The sequence below is a fragment of the Corynebacterium sp. UMB9976 genome (assembly GCF_030212265.1).
GTDB lineage: Bacteria > Actinomycetota > Actinomycetes > Mycobacteriales > Mycobacteriaceae > Corynebacterium.
Window position 1 is genome coordinate 33,808 of record NZ_JASODY010000004.1, and the last position, 17,934, is coordinate 51,741.

The following is a 17,934-nucleotide window of genomic DNA, read 5'->3' on the forward strand; positions in this document are numbered from 1 at the left end:
AGGGTAGGGTATCGTTTCTGCTTTCGATACTCTGACTCCGTGTCGGCGGGCTCGGATACTGTATTGCTTATGTGTTTATTCTTCGACAATCAGTCCCTCGGCAGCTGGGATGGTTCACCGGGAGAACGTGAGTAGATGACGAAGCAACGCCTCCAGCTGACCTGGTACAACAAGGACAAAGCCCTCATCCCCACCGAGGCCGGCAAGTACGGTTACACGTGGGTGGATCCTTCCGATCCGCGCTACTGCGAAACCCACACCCTCGTCTACGACGATTACGTGCAGGGCAGCCAAACGGAGAAGTCGGAGGAGTTCGATTATTCCGAGCGCGCCGACCTTGAGCCTCAGGACGAGAACCTTCTGATCCTCGGCGAATCCGGCGACGTCCTCGAATCGCTCACCCGGGTGCCCGAGTTGGCCGAGAAGTACGTGGGCAAGGTCAAACTGATCTACATCGACCCACCTTTTAACACCGCGCAAACATTCGCCTCCTACGAAGATAACCTCGAGCACTCCATCTGGCTCACCATGATGCGCGACCGACTGCTCCACATGAAGAAGCTGCTTGCCGATGATGGGTCGATCTGGGTTCACCTTGACGATGTTGAGGTGCATCGGATGCGCGTGCTGATGGATGAGGTGTTTGGTGCGGGGAATTTTCAAGCAGAAATTGTTTGGCAAAAGGCTGACTCCCCTCGGCGTGGTTTGGGTTTCTCGGTGGACCAGGATTTCGTTATCGTTTACCGCCGTAGCGAGGCCTTCGAGCCAAACAAGGCTCTTCGCACAGCAGCCGACAATGCCCGCTTCTCTAATCCGGACAATGACCCCCTCGGACCTTGGTGGGACGATAACCCATCGGGTAATCATGGCGACGGCTCGGGAGGCATGTGCTATGCGATCCAGAACCCCCTGACAGGTGAAATGATGCGCCCTCCTAAAGGTGCCAGTTGGCGATATTCGCAACAGCGCATTCTTGACGGCTTGCAGGGGTGGGTTCCGTATCGGCTGGAGAATCTTCATGACGCTGATTGGCGTGCCAGCAATGAAGGAGTACCTAGAGATAAGGCGTCCGATGATGTGTGTGCGCTAGTTTTGGATGTTCCACTCGATGAAGCACGTAAGCGGGTGGCCGCACGACGCATTTCAGGCGATCCGCTCCCGGAGATTCTGATCCGTTCGACGGGAGGAATCGGACGTAAAGCGTATATTCCCACCAAGGGCAACAATCCTCGCACATGGTGGGAAAACAAGGATGTCGGCCACAATCGCGCTGCCAAGTCTGAGCTGAAAGCGCTCTTTCCAGCATTGACGCCATTTGACACTCCGAAGCCGGAGCGTCTCCTCGAACGCATCATTCATATCGGCTCGAATCCTGGTGACATCGTGCTGGATGTGTTTGCTGGGTCCGGGACGACGGCTGCGGTAGCTCAGAAGATGGGGCGTCGTTGGGTGACGTGTGAGTTGTTGGAGTCGACGTTCACGACGTTCACGCGTCCCCGTCTGGAGAAGGTCGTCAACGACGAAGACCCAGGCGGAATTACGCGGACGAAGGGGGAACGCGTCGCTGCCTATGACGTCGAACTCCCCGATGGTGTCTCGCCGGAAGATGCCGCGAAATTCACGAGAGTGCTGAACAAGCTGATTAAAGACGACCCCGAGGCGAAGAAGAACCCACTGACGAAGGCGTTGAAGGCTGCCTCTAAGACCAGGCGCACGAAGGAAGTGCTGAACTGGCGTGGTGGCGGCGCCTTCCAGGTCGCCCATCTGTCGCCTGCGTGTTTCGACTACAACCCAGAGCTGGACCGGGTGATGCTCACAGCAGCAGCCACCGGCGAAGCTTTGATCCAGTCTGTGGCCGCCAACCTCGGGTTCACACTGTTGCACGCCGATGATGACTATATTTTCGATGCCCGGCGTGGCAATGCCTTGCTCAAGGTGGTGGAAGGCGTGGCCACGGTCGAGATCGTCGACTGGCTGGCCTCCCAGACCCAGCCCGGCGAGACAATCGTGCTGGCGGCGACCACCGTCATGGACGGGGTGCGCGAGCACCTGCGCAAAACGGTGAAGGGCTCGCGGGTGGTCGCCCTGCCCGATGATCTATTCCGCTATAGCAAGGGTGATGAGCAGTAATGGCAACCAGGCTCAATATCAGTTTTGATTCCGACCTGCTGGAATCCATCAGCTCCGAGTTCGACCTGCGTGCCCCGAATAAGGAGGCGCTGCGCCAGCTGGTGTTCACTCTCGACGGCGATTATGACCCGTCTGTGATGCAGGTGCTCAACCTCGCTACCGGTGTGGGCAAGACGTACCTGATGGCCGCATTTGTGGAATACCTGCGCCGCCAAGGTGTCGGCAACGTGGTGATCGTCACTCCAGGCAAAACCGTGCAGGCAAAGACCGTGCAGAACTTCACTCCCGGAGCGCCGCGCTACATCACAGGCTCAGCCGTGCCGCCTGAGGTGGTGACCCCGCAGGATTATTCCGCCTGGGTGGCCCGCCAGAATGGTGCTGCCGAGCTCGCGTTCGGGCGGGAGGTGCCGGTGCTGACGTTCATCTTCAACATTCAGCAACTCATCGCCCCGAAGTCCACCGAGGGGGATACCCGCGGGGGCACACAGGAAGCTATGCGGCGTAAACCCCGCCGGTTCGATGAAAACGCCGGGGTGCTCTTCGACTACTTGAAGGGGCTGGATGATCTGGTGGTCATCGCCGATGAATCCCACCTCTACGGCGTTAGCGCCGCCGCGTTTAATGCTGCACTGAAGGAACTCGACCCTGCCGCCGCGATCGGGTTGACCGCATCGGTGAATAAGAAGACCGATCACGTGATCTTCGAGTACCCGCTTTACCGTGCCATCCAAGACAAGTACGTCAAGGCCCCCGTACTGGCATTTCGCAAGACCGGGTACGGCACCGACGAGGCTTCTGAGGAGCAACAACTGCGTGATGCGCTGCAGCTGCGGGCCCTCAAGCAGGCTTACTACGATTCCTATGCCGCCTCAGAGGGCCGCGATCATGTGAACGCGGTGGCCTTCGTGGTCTGCTCCGATGTGGAGCACGCCACCCAGATAGCTAACCTGTTGCGCACCCCGGAGTACCTCGGCCGGGATGATGCCGTGCTGCAGGTGGACTCCAAGCACGAAGATGAGTTGACCCAGCGTCGACTCGACCAGCTTGACCGGCCTGATTCCCCCGTGCTGGCGGTGGTGAGCGTGAACAAGCTCAAAGAGGGCTGGGACGTGAAGAATATCGCCGTCGTGGTCACTCTGCGGGCCATGGCGTCCGAGGTATTGACCCAGCAGACGATGGGTCGCGGGCTGCGGTTGCCCTTCGGGAAGTACACGGGTGTGGGACAGATCGACCAGCTGGACATTATCGCCCACCAGTCCTTCACCGAGCTGTTAGATGCTGAGAATGTGTTGCAGCAGTTCGGCCTGGAAAAAGCTGTCCCCGAACCCGACAAGGCAGATGTGGATGCAGCGATCCGCAGAGCCACCAACGCGGGCACCGAATCCTCCACAGACCCCGGCGCTGGTGCCGGGGCAGGCACAGGTACCGGGCAGGCAGGCGCCTGGCCAGCCCCTGGGAGCAGCGCGGAAGCAGGCGACAGCACCGACCCAGGCGAGGGCGGAAGTGCAGGCGATGGCTCACAGCCAGCAATGGTTCCCCTCGGTGAAAGCGGATCGGCGGGAACACCGGGGGTGGGGGTTCGGGAGATCATCGACCCCGGCCGGGACGGCAGGGAAGAACCGCAGTGGGAGCTGGTCTCCATCGACCGTAACCCCGGCTTCGCTGACGTCGTATACCACTTCCCGGTGACCACAATGACCCTCCAGCAGCCACCGATTGATCTCTCGGAGATCAGCGACGGCGCGGTCGAGCAGGCAGCCCGGCGGGTGACCTCCGCAGGCGATGTGCTGCTACGCAAGGAAATCATCGCAGTCCTAGGCAAGAAACTCCGCGCTGAAGATCGCGAGAGCGCTGAGGTGGACTCCGTACACGTCGAGGATGCGGACGCTCAAGACACATTGGTGAAACTGGTGATGAAGCTGGCGCTGGTACCCAAGACCGAAGCAACCGGCCGTTATGTATCCACCTTCCTGGTACCGAGGTTCATGCAAGCCGTGAGCTTCACCGGGTGGACCGTGAAGTCCCTGGACTCTGCTTGCGCTGAGCTGCTGGGTCTGATTAAGGACTACATCACCGAAACCCTGCGGGCCACCCGCGAGGTGCCCAGCATTCACCCTAAGAAGATGCCCGGTGCCGGCTATACATTGCCGCTGGGGGAGAAGGTGCATGACCAGATTGAGACGCGTGCGCAGTTTGTACGCGGGCGGGTGTATGGCGGCTGGTTCAAATCGCTGTTCGCGGAGGAATCTTTTGATTCCTTCACCGGGGAGTATCAGCTGGCACGACTGCTAAATACCTCGCCAGGGATTGTGTGGTGGCACCGGCTGCATCCGCAGGATCAGGCCTTCGTGTTCTACAACGCTAAGGATCGCTACTTCCCTGACTTCGTGGCCCTGGATACCAACGGGGTGCACTGGATCATCGAGGGCAAGGACGAACGCGGCCGGGATGACGCCCGGGTGCAGTCCAAACGTAAGGCCGCCGAAGCACTGGTGCGCCGCCTGGTGGCCGAGGGTGCCTACGCCGGCCAGCACTGGGGCTACCTGATCGCCTACGAGCAAGACACCGCCCGTGCCGACTCCTGGGAGGATCTCAAAGCCTTCGCTAATCCGGTTAGCAACGCGCTGTAGCCGCGTGCCTCCCCGGCACCCAGCCCCAGCTCCGAAGAGCTGGGCTAGTGGTGCTCGGGTTCGTTGCCTCGATGGCCCCAGGGGTGCGCCAGAGAGGGCAGGCAGCGGGCGGGGATAAGAAGCCCGTGGGGTGGGGCACCCCACCCCGCACCCCTGAAAACGTGACCCCGGACACTATTGTCTTTAGCCTCCGATAGGATTTAGGCGGAATAAGCACACCACAAACCGGAAAGTTTGAGCTTGATGGCTACTGATCACGCAGCTTTTGTCCACCGCCACATCGGGCCCAACGGCAGCGATACCCAGGAGATTCTCGACTTCCTGGGCTATGAGTCCTCCGCTGCGCTCGCGGAGGCCGCCCTTCCTTCCTCCATCGTTCAGGAGGGGCCGATCGGCCTGCCCGACGCGCTAAGCGAGGCCGATACGCTCGCCGCGCTTAAGGCGATGGCGTCGAAGAATAAGCCGATGAAGCAGCTCATCGGTAACGGTTACTACGACACGATCACCCCCGCGGTGATCCGCCGCAACGTGGTGGAGAACCCGGGCTGGTACACCGCCTACACCCCGTACCAGCCGGAGATTTCCCAGGGTCGCCTGGAAGCGCTGCTGAATTTCCAGACCATGGTGCAGGACCTCACCGGCCTGCCGATTGCGGGCGCATCCCTGCTGGACGAAGCCACCGCCGTCGCCGAGGCCGTGCAGCTTATGGCCCGCGGCAACACCAAGGCCGCCAAGCAGGGTGGTGTGGTGCTGCTGGATTCCTCCCTCCACCAGCAGTCCATCACCGTGACCGAGGCTCGCGCCGAGGCTGCGGACATCCCGGTCAAGGTCGTCGATTTTAAGGACGCTACCGCCGCTGATTTCGCCGCCGCCGCGGGAGACACCCCGCTGGTCGGTGTTGTGGTCTCCAACCCGGGGTCCACCGGCCGGATCCGTGACCTGAGCGGCCTGATCTCCGCTGCGAAGGAGGCCGGCGCGCTGGTCACCGTCGCTGCTGATCTGCTGGCCCAGGTCCTGGTGACCTCCCCGGGCTCCCTGGGTGCGGACATCGCGGTGGGCTCTGCCCAGCGTTTCGGTGTGCCGCTGTTCTTCGGCGGCCCGCACGCCGGCTTCATGGCCTGCGTCGATTCCCTGCAGCGCAAGATGCCGGGCCGCCTCGTCGGCGTGTCCAAGGATGCCGAGGGCACCCCGGCGTACCGCCTGGCTCTGCAGACCCGCGAGCAGCACATTCGTCGCGACAAGGCGACCTCGAACATCTGTACCGCCCAGGCCCTGCTGGCCGTCGTGGCGGGCTTCTACGCCGTCTGGCACGGCCCGGCTGGCCTGCGCCAGATCGCAACCCAGGTGCACGGCCGCGCCGTCGCTCTGGGCGTGGGCCTGTCCGAGGCTGGTCTGACCCTGGCTCACGACTCCTTCTTCGACACCGTGACCGTGGATGTGTCCAGCGTCGGTGGCGCGGACGCCGTCCTGCAGCGTGCGGTGGACGCGGGCTTCAACCTGCGGAAGGTCGACGAGGACCACGTCGGAATTTCCGTCGGCGAGTCCACCACGGATGAGGACGTCGCCGAGCTGCTGGCTGTCGTCGCGGAGAAGAAGGGCGCGACCGCGGATACCGCCGGCTTCGAGCTTTCCGCCGGCCCGCTCGCCGACCTCGGTGTGCTGCGCGATGACGAGATCCTGACCCACCCGATCTTCACCGCCATCACCTCCGAGACCCAGATGATGCGCTACATGCGCAAGCTGGCGGACCGCGACCTGGCGCTGGACCGCACGATGATCCCGCTGGGCTCCTGCACCATGAAGCTCAACGCCGCCGTCTCCATGGAGCCGATCACCTGGCCAGAGTTCGCGGGGATTCACCCGCACGTCCCGGCCGATCAGGCAGCTGGCTGGCTGGAGCTCATCGATGACCTGGAGGAGCGCCTGGCCAAGATCACCGGCTACGCGAAGGTCTCCGTTCAGCCGAATGCCGGCTCCCAGGGCGAGTTCGCCGGTCTGCTGGCGATCCACCGCTACCACCTGTCCCGCGGCGATGACCAGCGTGACAAGGTGCTGATCCCGACCTCCGCGCACGGCACCAACGCCGCCTCCGCGGCACTGGCCGGCCTGAAGGTCGTGGCCGTGAAGTCCGCCGAGGACGGCTCGATCCTGCTGGATGACCTGGACGCCAAGCTCGAGAAGTACGGCCCAGAGGTCGCCGGCATCATGATCACCTACCCGTCCACCCACGGCGTGTTCGAGGAGCACGTCCGCGAGGTCTGCGACAAGGTCCACGCCGCGGGCGGCCAGGTGTACATCGACGGCGCGAACCTCAACGCGCTGGTCGGACTGGGCCAGCCGGGGCAATTCGGCGGCGATGTGTCCCACCTGAACCTGCACAAGACCTTCACCATCCCGCACGGCGGTGGTGGCCCGGGCGTGGGGCCGGTCTGTGTGGCCGAGCACCTCATCCCGTTCCTGCCGACCGACGCGACCGTCGAACAGTCCGAGGATCCGAACACCGGCCTGCCGGTCTCCGGCGCACGCTACGGCTCCGCCGGTGTCCTGCCGATCACCTGGTCCTACATCGCGATGATGGGTGACGAGGGGCTGACCGAGGCCTCCCGCATGGCCCTGGTCAACGCGAACTACATCTCCCGCAAGCTCGCCGATCACTTCCCGACGCTCTACACGGGCAAGAACGACCTGGTCGCCCACGAGTGCATCCTGGACCTCAATGCCCTGACCAAGGCCTCCGGCGTGACCGCCGAGGACGTCTCCAAGCGTCTGATGGACTTCGGTTTCCACGCCCCGACCCTGGCCTTCCCGGTGCCCGGCACCCTGATGGTCGAGCCGACCGAGTCCGAGGATAAGGGGGAGCTGGACCGCTTCATCGAAGCGATGATCACCATCCGCGGTGAGATCCAGGAGATCATCGACGGCAAGGTCACCGTCGAGGAATCCGTGCTGCGCCACGCGCCGTTCACCGCATTCAGCGTGACCCGCGACGACTTCGAGGATGCCGTCTCCGGCGGCAAGTACTCCCGCCAGCAGGCAGCCTTCCCGGTGGATGGCCTGCGCCACACGAAGTACTTCCCGCCGGTGCGCCGCATCGATAACGCCTACGGCGACCGCAACCTCGTGTGCTCCTGCCCGCCGCTCGAAGCTTTCGCTATCGAGGACTAAGACCCAGCACGTTTGAAGGAAGGTTTTGCAATGACTGATTCTGCAAGCACCCCGAAGCACACCGCCCTGCACCACGTGCACGAGCAGCTCGGCGCCCGCTTCACCGACTTCGGTGGCTGGGACATGCCCCTGAAGTACGGCAAGGAGCTCGACGAGCACCGCGCCGTCCGCGAGACCGTCGGTGTCTTCGACCTCTCCCACATGGGTGAGGTGGAGGTCTCCGGCCCGCAGGCCGCGGAGTTCCTCGACTATGCCCTGATCTCCCGCCTGTCCGCCGTCAAGGTCGGCAAGGCGAAGTACTCCATGCTCTGCACCGAGGACGGCGGCATCGTGGACGACCTGATCACCTACCGCCTCGCGGATGACGACTTCCTCGTCGTCCCGAACGCCGGCAACGCCCCGCGCGTCGCCGAGGCCCTGGCGCAGCGCGCCGAAGGTTTCGACGTCACCGTCGTGGACCAGACTGGGGACAAGTCCCTCGTCGCGATCCAGGGTCCGAAGGCCGCCGAGGTCATGCACTCGATCGTCGAGAACGTCACCGACGCCCCGGAGGCTTCCGGCGCGACCGAGGACGTCAAGGGCGCGGTTGACGGCCTGGGCTACTATGCCGCCTTCAAGGGCATCGTCGCCGGTCAGCCGGCGCTGATCGCTCGCACGGGCTACACCGGCGAGGACGGCTTCGAGATCATCGTGGACAACGACGCTGCCGAGCAGGTGTGGAACGTCGCGCTGGGCAAGGCCACGGAGCTGGACGGCCTGCCCTGTGGTCTGGCTGCCCGCGACACTCTGCGCCTGGAGGCGGGCATGCCGCTCTACGGCAATGAGCTCAACGACGAGCTCACCCCGGTCGACGCGGGTCTCGGCATTCTCGCTGCGACGAAGTCCAAGGATTCCTTCGTGGGGCGCGATGCGATCGTGACGGCGAAGGAGAAGGGCGCGGCGCGGGTGCTCATCGGCCTGCAGGGTGAGGGGCGCCGCGCAGCCCGCAGTGGCTACGCGGTCCTGGCCGGCGAGGGCGAGGACGCCCAGCCGATCGGAGAGGTCACCTCGGGCGCGCTCTCGCCGACCCTGGGCTACCCGGTCGCGATGGCATACGTGGATAAGGCCGCGATCGAGGAGGGCGGGGCAGCCGCCGTGGGACAGACCGTGCAGGTCGATATCCGCGGCAAGCAGTACCCGTACCAGGTCGTGGAGATGCCCTTCTACCAGCGCGAAAAGTAGGGCAGCCGGGGCCTCACCGCCCCGCGCTACCCCTATTCCACGTTTATTTCACGTTTTGCAGAGTTTGAAGTCGGAAAACCCCAGAAAAGCGGCATCAAACTCTGCAAAACATGAAATGGGGGTGGCCCAGCCGACCCCGGGCCGAGGTATCCCCGTGATATCCGCCGCAGCGGGCCGGCTGTGTAGTACAGTTTGCCGTGTTCGATGTGGTGGGGATTACACCCAATGCCCATGACACGCCCACAGTTTTTGAAGATGATCGTGAGGAGCGACCATGACTGCTTTGCCTACTGACTTCCTGTACTCCGAAGAGCACGAGTGGGTTAACACCACCGACATCACGGAGGGTGAGGTCGTTCGCGTCGGCATCACCCACATCGCGGCAGAGGCTCTCGGCGAGATTGTGTTCGTCGAGCTCCCGGAGGTCGGCGACGAGATTGAGGCCGGCGAGCCATTCGGCGAGGTCGAGTCCACCAAGTCCGTGTCCGACATTTACGCGCCGGTTTCTGGCGAGATCGTCGCCGTGAACGAGGAGCTCGAGGACAACGCCGGCGTCATCAACGAGGATCCCTACGGCGAGGGCTGGCTTTACGACGTCCGCGTTTCCGAGGCGGGCGAGCTGATGGACAGCGCCGACTACGCTGCTGCCAACGAATAAGAGGCGCTGACGCGCCGTTCGGGCGGGGAGTGAGGCTGGCTGCCAGGCTCGCTCCCCGCTTTCTGTTGCTGCACGGGGAGGCGGACTAGGCTGAACGACATGAGTGGATCGATTGTTGCCCTGCTCATCGGGCTGATTTTGCTCGTTGTGGCGGTGTGGTTGCTGAAGCACGCGAGCTCCCAGGGGGAGTCCGGTGGTGCTGCGGCAGCTAGGCAGTCGGTTCCTCCCGCTTCTTCCCTCCCGGACGCCGACTCCACCGACGACGACGGCGACGCGAACGACGCTGCGTCGACCGCTGGGGCGGTTCCTGGCGCTGCCGATGGCGGCGGGTCGGCCGACGAGCGGGCCGACCGTGCGGGCGAGGGTGCTGTCGCAGGCCCGGTTGGGGAGCAAGCCCAGCCAGAGGACGCGCCGGAGCTGCCCCCGGAGGACGCACAGGCCCCGGAGGAGGGGCCGGATATGGTGGCCGCCGAGACTGCCCAGGGTGGGCTGTTTGCCTCGATCCGCCGCCGGCGCCGCCAGTGGGCTGCCGCCAACGGGGCGGAGTTCACCCGTGAGGATCTCGATTTGCCGCAGGAGTGGCCGATTGCCGCACTGCACGCGGTGAGCGTTTCTCCCATTCGGGCCCTGGCCAAGGATGTGGTCAGTGGCTTTTGGGAGGGGCACGAGTACCACGTGGCAGACCTGGGGGAGGGCACGCTCATGGCGATGCGCCGGGCGGCCGCGTCCCCGGTGACGGTGCACTATTCCCGCGAGCAGGGGGTGACAGAGGGGCTGCGACGTTCCGAGCTGCTGGATCAGCCACCTTATGCCGCTTATACCTCCGACGTGCGGGCTCTCGACCGCATGCTGGATGTCCGGGTGGAGGACAGCCTCGCGGCGCTGAGCCAGGTCGCCTCCGACGTAATCTGGGGTGGCGACTGGGTTATCTTGAGCATTAGCCGGAAGCTGGACTTCAGCATCTGGCTGCGGATCCTGCCGGAGCTGCTCTCCCTCGCGCACGCGGCGATGGTTCTTCCGCCGCGCACGATGAGCGTGGTCCTGGAGCTGGAGAACGCAGACCAGACGCGGGCGTTGCCGGGCACTGTGGTCTCCCTCACGCCTGCCGGGGCGGAATCTTCTGACCACCAGCAGGGTGAGAAGGCGTTGCAGGACGAGAATCGACGGGAGCACGGCGAGAGCGACGAGGCTCCGGCGGGGGAGAGGAAGTCGCGGCCGGGTTACCTGCGTCCTGTGGGGCAGACCTCCGCCGCGCCCGTGGAGGCGGGGGAATCAGGGGAGGCTGCCGTGCCGCCGAGCTCGGTATCGGACGCCGCGGAGGTTTATGCCGGCCAAGAAAGTGACGAATCAACCTTCTCGGATCGTCCGCACATTGAACGGCCGGCTAATCCGGTGGAATTCCCTCGCCGTTTCGATCGGGAGCGTGAGGCGAACCTGACTGATGATTTCGACGGCTCGGTGCTCGAAATGGATTCGGAGAATATTCCCCTCATTGGGGAGGATCCAGACCATATTTCTGCATCAGTCGGTCAGTGCCCGCAGGTTATTCGTGCGGATATTGAGAGGGCGCCCACGATCTTTAGCGACGAGTTGTCCGCCACCGCTGCAGAGCGACGGGGGCAGCGCCGCCGTAGCGGACGCCACCGCGCCCCGGATGCGCGCCATGCGCTGCCGTCTCCGATTGAGCCAGTAGAGGCGGAGATTGAGCTGGTAGAGGCGGAAATCGTCGAGCCGGGTGATGACGAAGATTGGCGTTCGGAGGGGCGTTAAATTGTTTAGGTCGAGGTGATGTCCGGAACTTCCCGGCGGCGAGGACAATGATCGAATTATTCGAGCCTGAATTGTTGAAAGAGATATCTCGGCATAAGAAATTCACTTCCCTTTAGAACATAACTCCCGTTATGCCTACTAAAACAGGTGATTGATCAATTGCGGAAGCAATACGGGTATATTGGGTTATTTGTGATATTGGGCATAAATCATTGCAATTGCCTTAACGGGAAATGTAAAAATGGAAACCATGAACACTGTTAAGGGTCAAGGCGCTACGGCGTCCGGACGCATGCTTCCAGTCAAGCCTGTGTCCCACGGCAAGGCCGTGCTCATTCTCGGACTGGGTACCGCATTCCTCGCTTTCACTCCTATCTGGGTGAAGGCCTCCAACATGGATCCTGCGACGCAGGCATTCCTCCGTATTCTGATCGGCCTGATCGTCCTGCTGCCATTCGGCTTCTGGGAGATTAAGCGCAAGGGCTCCCTGCCGAAGGCCGGCATCATCATGTCCCTCGTCGCAGGTCTGTTCCTGGGTGTCGACTTCACTGCCTGGAACTACTCGATCTTCTACGTTGGCGCCGGTATCGCGGCCATCCTGCTGAACCTGCAGGTGATCGTCGTGCCAATGCTCTCGGCGATCTTCGATAAGTACAAGATCCCGCCGGTCTTCCTGGTGCTCGTGCCGATCATGATCGTCGGTGTCATGCTCACCGGTGGTGTCTTCGAGGGCAGTGGCGAGTCCACCGGCCCGGAGCAGATCGCGGGCATCAACACCGCAACCCTGGGCACCCTGCTCGGCCTGACCTCTGGTATCTGCTACTCCTTCTACCTGTACTTCTCCCGCAAGGCCGGTACCACGGCTCCGCGTAAGGACCTGTACATCCAGCCGATGATGTACACCGCTATCTCCCAGCTGGTTGCCCCGGCTCTGTGGGCATACACTGGCTCCCCGCGCGGTGGCTTCGACTTCACTCACGGTGTCCTGGTCGATGGTCACCTGCCTGCGGTGAACCCAGAGTCCGCTCTGGGCGACGACCTGACCACCATGAACTGGATCTGGCTGATCATGCTGGCCACCCTGGGCCAGGCAGTTGCCTGGACCTTCGTCCAGTGGGGCTCCGTCTGGCTGGATCCGACGCTGTCCGCCGGCATCCTGCTGCTCTCCCCGGTCTCCTCGGTGGTCATCGCTTGGCCGCTGTTCGGTGAGGTTCCGTCCCTGCTGCAGTTCCTGGGTATCCTCATGATTCTCGGAACGGTGATGTACCAAAACGGCCTATTCGATAAGTGGCTAGGAAAGAAACAAAAGACAGGCGATGTCGGTAACCCGGAGGACACAATCGAAGACGAACTCGTCCGAGAAGGCCTCGCTCCGGGGCACTCGCCAGATGAGGCCAAGCCCCTGCGGGACTAAAGCAAGCCCCTCCCGGGACTAAAAGAAGACTGTGAATCCGCTTCAATCGGAAGTGTGACCACGAAAAGCTAGCGTGGTCTGACCCTTCCACGCGGCAACCCACCCAATGAGCCCTCGCTGAACGCGAGGCCCACTGGGTGGGTTTTGTTTTTCCTGCGGTAACTTAAAGAACAGCAAATCTTTCATCCCCTCCTCCGGAAGGAACGCGTCCCATGGCACAGGAAACCCCCTCCGTCGACCGCGCCGCCGCTGCGCGACTCGCAGAGCTCGTCAAGGAACTCGCCGTCGTCCACGGTAAAGTCACCCTCTCCTCCGGCAAGGAGGCCGACTACTACGTCGACCTGCGCCGCGCCACCCTTCACGCGGAGGCCTCGAAACTCATCGGCCAGCTCCTGCGCCAGCTGACCAGCGACTGGGAGTACACCAACGTCGGCGGGCTGACCCTCGGCGCCGACCCGGTCGCCACCGCGATCATGCACGCCGGCGAGGGGGTCGATTCCTTCGTCGTCCGCAAGGAAGCCAAGAAGCACGGCATGCAGCGCCGCATCGAAGGCCCGGACATCGCCGGCAAGAACGTGCTCATCGTCGAGGACACCACGACCACGGGCAACTCCCCACTCACCGCCGTGGCCGCCGCCCGTGAGGCCGGGGCGAACGTCGTCGGCGTGGCCACGGTCGTGGACCGCGACACCGGCGCCCGCGACGTCATCGAGGCAGAAGGCCTGGAGTACCGCCCGCTGCTCGGCCTGGCTGATCTCGGCCTGAACTAGGCCTGCCCGCCGCGGTGGAGCGATAGTCCCGCGAAACCACAAGGAGACCCCGATGCGCAGCACCCTGACACAGAACCGAATTCTGAGCCACGTGCTGGAGCGAGCGGCCGAAGGCGCCCACGCCCTGCGCGCCGCCGCCCGCCACCCACACCCGGGGCGCATTGCCTACCTGGCGGCCGGTGCCGTCTCCGTCGCCGCCGCGGCCACGCGTTCGGATCGCATCACGCGAGCCGTAAAGCCAACGCTCATGCCCCTGCTCGCGAGCACCGTCCTCGCGCCCAGTGCCACCGCAGATAACCCGCGCTCCTGGCGCAAGATCCGCACCCCCAACGCTGGGCAGGCTCTTCTCCTGGCTGGTCTCGTGGGTGGCTGGCTGGGGGATATCACCCTGATGAATACCCAGTCCCGCAGCCCGGAGCCGACCGAGCGGGCCGGGAACCTCAACCGGGGTGCGGCGTGGTTCAGCGCCAACCAGCTGGCCTATATCTGGCTGCTGGCCAAGCGGGGCGCCCGGCCTTCCCCAACGGTCGCCGCGGCCCACCTGCCGGTCCTTGCGACGGGGCTGGGGCTGGCCAGCTGGAAGCTGCCACAGGCCCTGCCCGCTGCGGGTGGCTACGGCTCCCTCCTGGGGGCAACCAACGTGCTGGCTCAAGACCCGTCTCTCCTTCGCAGCACGCCAGAGGAAACCCCGGAGGACTATGGCCACGCGCTCGGCGGAACGCTCTTCTTGCTCTCCGACGCCCTGATCCTCAACCGCCTCACCCTGTTGAAGCACGCGCAACGCCCCACCGCGCCCACGGCCCTCAAGATCATCGACGCACTCACCGACGGCGCGGTCATGGCGACCTACGTCATCGCGCAGCTGCTGCTCGTCGACGGGATCAATGGCGCCCTGCGTCAGAAGAAGGAAAAGACCGCGTAGTGAGCCACGAAGACAAGCCGGACACCACGCACCCAGGCCATCAGCCGGCCCAGCAACCGCAACCCACCGGACACTCCGGAAAGGGCCCAACCGAGTGGTTCGAATCCCGCGTCGGCGTCGGCCCCTGGGAGCAGGAATACCCCGGGGTGCCGCTGCCCACGGAAGAACACTTCGACCCGGAACTGCTCGCACACGGTGACCGCCGCAACGTCGTCGACGCCTACCGCTACTGGAAGATGGACGCCATCGTCGCGGACATCGACTCCCGCCGACACGAGCTGCACATCGCCATCGAAAACTTCGAGAACGACGCCAACATCGGCACCGTCGTCCGCACCGCCAACGCCTTCGCGGTGGATACGGTCCACATCGTCGGGCGCAAGCGCTGGAACCGACGGGGAGCGATGGTCACCGACCGCTACCAGTACCTCGAGCACCACAAGACCGTCGCCGAGGTACTCGACTATGCGGCGGAACGGGACCTGGCGGTCGTCGCCGTGGACAACACCCCCGGCTCCGTGCCACTGGAAACGGCCGAGCTGCCGCGCCGCTGCCTGCTGCTGTTTGGCCAAGAAGGACCCGGCGTGACCGAGGAGGCGCAGCGTGGGGCGCGGATGACCGTCTCCATCGCGCAATTCGGATCCACCCGCTCGATCAACGCGGGTGTGGCGGCGGGGATCGCGATGCACGCCTGGATCCGGCAGCACGCGGACCTCTCCCAGGCCTGGTAAAAGCTGCAAAACTTCGCGAAAATCGCCCGGATTGGGCAGACTTAAAGGTGTGCACGAACGTTGGGATCACCGGGCCGATCTGGCCCAGCAAGCAATTACGGACCGCCACGCCTCGAAAGTATGGGGCGTGCCGCGGACCAATCTTGCCGTGATCGCCTGGCCACCCCTGGCGCGGGACAAGGCCTTTTACCGATGGCACTACTGGTGGCAGGCCCACTACGTGGACTGCCAGGTGGACGCCACGCGCCGTCGCCCATCTAAGGCCCGCCAACGTGAACTGCGGGCCACGTTGCGTGGCATGCGGCTGCGCAATCTCGCGCCGCTGACGCGGAATAACTACTACGACGACAAGGCCTGGCTCGCGCTGGCCATGTGGCGTGCGGAGCAGTACACCAAGGTCAAGCGCGTCTCCGCCCGCAAGGATCTGGAGGAGAACATCCTGGAGGGCGTGGACTCGCTCACGGGCGTGCTGCCGTGGCGCAGCAACGAGACCTTCTACAACGTCCCCACCAACGGGCCGGTCGCGATCATGGCGGCCCGCACCGGGCGTCTCGACCTGGCCCGCCAGCTGGTCGACTGGATTTGGGAGAACATGCTCAACGAGGACGGTCTGGTCATGGACGGGCTGTGGATGCGCATGAACGGCCCTGTCCCGGAGCCCACGATCCACAGCTACTGCCAGGGCGTTGCCCTCGGCGCCTGCGTTGAGCTGGCCATCGCCGAGCGCGAGCAAGCCCGCGTCGGGGATGACGAGGTCTCGGAGGCCGGGATGGACTATATCTACCGCGCCTGCGGTCTCATCGACGCGATCTCCGAGCATCTGACCAACTCCAACTACGTCATCACCGCGCCCACCGCTGGCGGCGACGGCGGCCTGTTCAACGGCATCCTCGTCCGCTACCTGGCGCTCGCGGCGGAGAAGCTTCCGGAGCTGGGGCCGCGCACGCGCAAGGCCCGCTCCCAGGCGCGCCGGATCGTGCTGCACTCCGCCGAGTCCGCCTGGCGCTATCGCCTGGAGGTGGACGGTCTGCCGGTCTTCCCGTCGCGGTGGGATAGGGACGCGACGTTGCCGCACTCCGGTGGCCTGGTTGGTGCGACGATCGCCGGGGCGGTGGCTAGTTCCGACATCGCGGAACGGGATCTGTCTGTGCAACTTTCCGGGTGGAAGCTGATGGAGGCCGCCGCGCGCATCACGGGGCTGGAGGCCGCCCAGCGCGAGCAGGGCAACTAGCACCCCAGCTTTGAGGGAATCCCTGGTCGTTGGGGGTTCTTTGCCACGCGCCTTTGCTGCTTGTCCCCTCAAACGGGCGGGGACCGGCGGGGCTGCCGACGCGTAGAATGAAGTGCAGGCATAATTCAGGTGAGTAAATCATGCTGAGCGGGTGGCCCACGCCGCCCCGAAGCGGCACTTAGGAGGCAAAAATGGCAATTGCAACCCCGGACGTCTACCGCGACATGCTGGACAAGGCCAAGGAGGGTGGCTTCGCTTACCCAGCGATTAACTGCACCTCCTCCGAGACCATCAACGCAGCCCTGAAGGGCTTTGCAGACGCCGAGTCCGACGGCATCATCCAGTTCTCCATCGGTGGCGCGGAGTTCGGTTCCGGCCTGAATGTGAAGAACATGGTGGCTGGTGCAGAGGCGCTCGCGGCATTCACCCACGAGGCCGCCAAGCACTACGGAGTGAACGTCGCCCTGCACACCGACCACTGCCAGAGGGAGAAGCTGGACACCTTCGTCCTGCCGCTGCTGGAGATCTCCCGCAAGCGCGTCGAGGCCGGCGAGAACCCGCTGTTCCAGTCCCACATGTGGGACGGCTCCGCCACCCCGATCGACGAGAACCTGCAGATCGCTAAGGACCTGCTCGACAAGTCCGTCGCCGCGAACATCATCCTCGAGGTTGAGATCGGCGTCGTCGGTGGCGAGGAAGACGGCGTCTCCGCCGACCCGAACGCCAACCTTTACACCACCGAAGAGGACTTCGAGAAGACCATCGACGTCCTCGGCCTGGGGGAGAAGGGCCGCTACCTGCTGGCCGCAACCTTCGGCAACGTCCACGGCATCTACAAGCCGGGCAACGTGAAGCTGCGCCCAGAGGTCCTGGACATGGGCCAGAAGGTCGCGGAGAAGAAGCTGGGTCTGGCTGAGGGCAGCAACCCATTCGACTTCGTCTTCCACGGCGGCTCCGGCTCCGAGAAGGAGAAGATCGAGGAGTCCCTGCGCTACGGCGTCATCAAGATGAACATCGACACCGACACGCAGTACTCCTTCACCAACCCGGTTGCCCGCCACATGTTCGAAAACTACGACGGCGTCTTCAAGATCGACGGCGAGGTCGGCAACAAGAAGGTCTTCGACCCGCGCTCCTACCTGCGCAAGGCCGAGCAGGCGATGTCCGAGCGCGTCGTCGAGGCCTGCCAGGACCTGCGCTCTGCAGGCAATACGCTGGGCAAGTAACACCCGCTTCCGTATCGGCGCGGGGAAGGAATAACCCCGCGCCGAAGCAATACTGATCAGGAGGAA

At 64.0% G+C, this 17,934-nt stretch carries 12 protein-coding genes; all 12 read left to right on the top strand.

All coding sequences use genetic code 11. From position 1 onward, the window contains the following. The first annotated feature begins 135 nt into the window (after positions 1 to 135). The 12 genes from QP140_RS03555 to fbaA all read left to right on the top strand — a co-directional run bounded on the left by QP140_RS03555 (position 136) and on the right by fbaA (position 17,868). On the top strand, positions 136 to 2,130 hold the full coding sequence (locus QP140_RS03555) for a site-specific DNA-methyltransferase (protein ID WP_284758207.1): 1,995 nt from the start codon (positions 136 to 138) through the stop codon (positions 2,128 to 2,130). Next, entirely contained in the window at positions 2,130 to 4,760 is a 2,631-nt protein-coding gene (locus QP140_RS03560; RefSeq protein WP_012361030.1) for a DEAD/DEAH box helicase, read from the top strand. The genes QP140_RS03555 and QP140_RS03560 overlap by 1 nt, the downstream gene beginning before the upstream one ends. Before the next feature lie 243 nt (positions 4,761 to 5,003). Next, positions 5,004 to 7,925: an aminomethyl-transferring glycine dehydrogenase gene (gcvP, locus tag QP140_RS03565; RefSeq protein ID WP_284758209.1), complete on the top strand. Its 2,922-nt coding sequence runs from the start codon at positions 5,004 to 5,006 to the stop codon at positions 7,923 to 7,925. 30 nt (positions 7,926 to 7,955) lie between these two features. Then, entirely contained in the window at positions 7,956 to 9,146 is a 1,191-nt protein-coding gene (gene gcvT, locus QP140_RS03570; RefSeq protein ID WP_284758210.1) for a glycine cleavage system aminomethyltransferase GcvT, read from the top strand. Between the two features lie 274 nt (positions 9,147 to 9,420). Next, positions 9,421 to 9,804, top strand: a complete 384-nt coding sequence (gene gcvH, locus QP140_RS03575; protein ID WP_284758212.1) for a glycine cleavage system protein GcvH — start codon at positions 9,421 to 9,423, stop codon at positions 9,802 to 9,804. 99 nt (positions 9,805 to 9,903) lie between these two features. Next, positions 9,904 to 11,574, top strand: coding sequence for a hypothetical protein (locus QP140_RS03580; protein ID WP_284758213.1), 1,671 nt, complete (start codon positions 9,904 to 9,906; stop codon positions 11,572 to 11,574). Positions 11,575 to 11,815: 241 nt separating this feature from the next. Continuing rightward, a complete protein-coding gene (locus QP140_RS03585; protein ID WP_284758215.1) occupies positions 11,816 to 12,988 on the top strand; it encodes a DMT family transporter in 1,173 nt (390 codons plus the stop codon). Between the two features lie 212 nt (positions 12,989 to 13,200). Beyond that, positions 13,201 to 13,758, top strand: coding sequence for an orotate phosphoribosyltransferase (gene pyrE / locus QP140_RS03590; RefSeq protein WP_284758216.1), 558 nt, complete (start codon positions 13,201 to 13,203; stop codon positions 13,756 to 13,758). Positions 13,759 to 13,810: 52 nt separating this feature from the next. Continuing rightward, positions 13,811 to 14,680 (top strand): lysoplasmalogenase, encoded by an 870-nt coding sequence (locus QP140_RS03595; protein ID WP_284758218.1) that lies wholly within the window; start codon positions 13,811 to 13,813, stop codon positions 14,678 to 14,680. Next, the gene (locus QP140_RS03600) at positions 14,680 to 15,411 is read left to right on the top strand and encodes a TrmH family RNA methyltransferase (protein ID WP_284758220.1); all 732 of its coding nucleotides are present in this window, start codon (positions 14,680 to 14,682) and stop codon (positions 15,409 to 15,411) included. The genes QP140_RS03595 and QP140_RS03600 overlap by 1 nt, the downstream gene beginning before the upstream one ends. 49 nt (positions 15,412 to 15,460) lie before the next feature. Continuing rightward, positions 15,461 to 16,642 (top strand): glycoside hydrolase family 76 protein, encoded by a 1,182-nt coding sequence (locus tag QP140_RS03605; RefSeq protein ID WP_284758221.1) that lies wholly within the window; start codon positions 15,461 to 15,463, stop codon positions 16,640 to 16,642. 191 nt (positions 16,643 to 16,833) lie between these two features. Then, positions 16,834 to 17,868, top strand: a complete 1,035-nt coding sequence (fbaA, locus tag QP140_RS03610) for a class II fructose-bisphosphate aldolase (protein WP_284758222.1) — start codon at positions 16,834 to 16,836, stop codon at positions 17,866 to 17,868. The last annotated feature ends 66 nt before the right edge of the window (positions 17,869 to 17,934 follow it).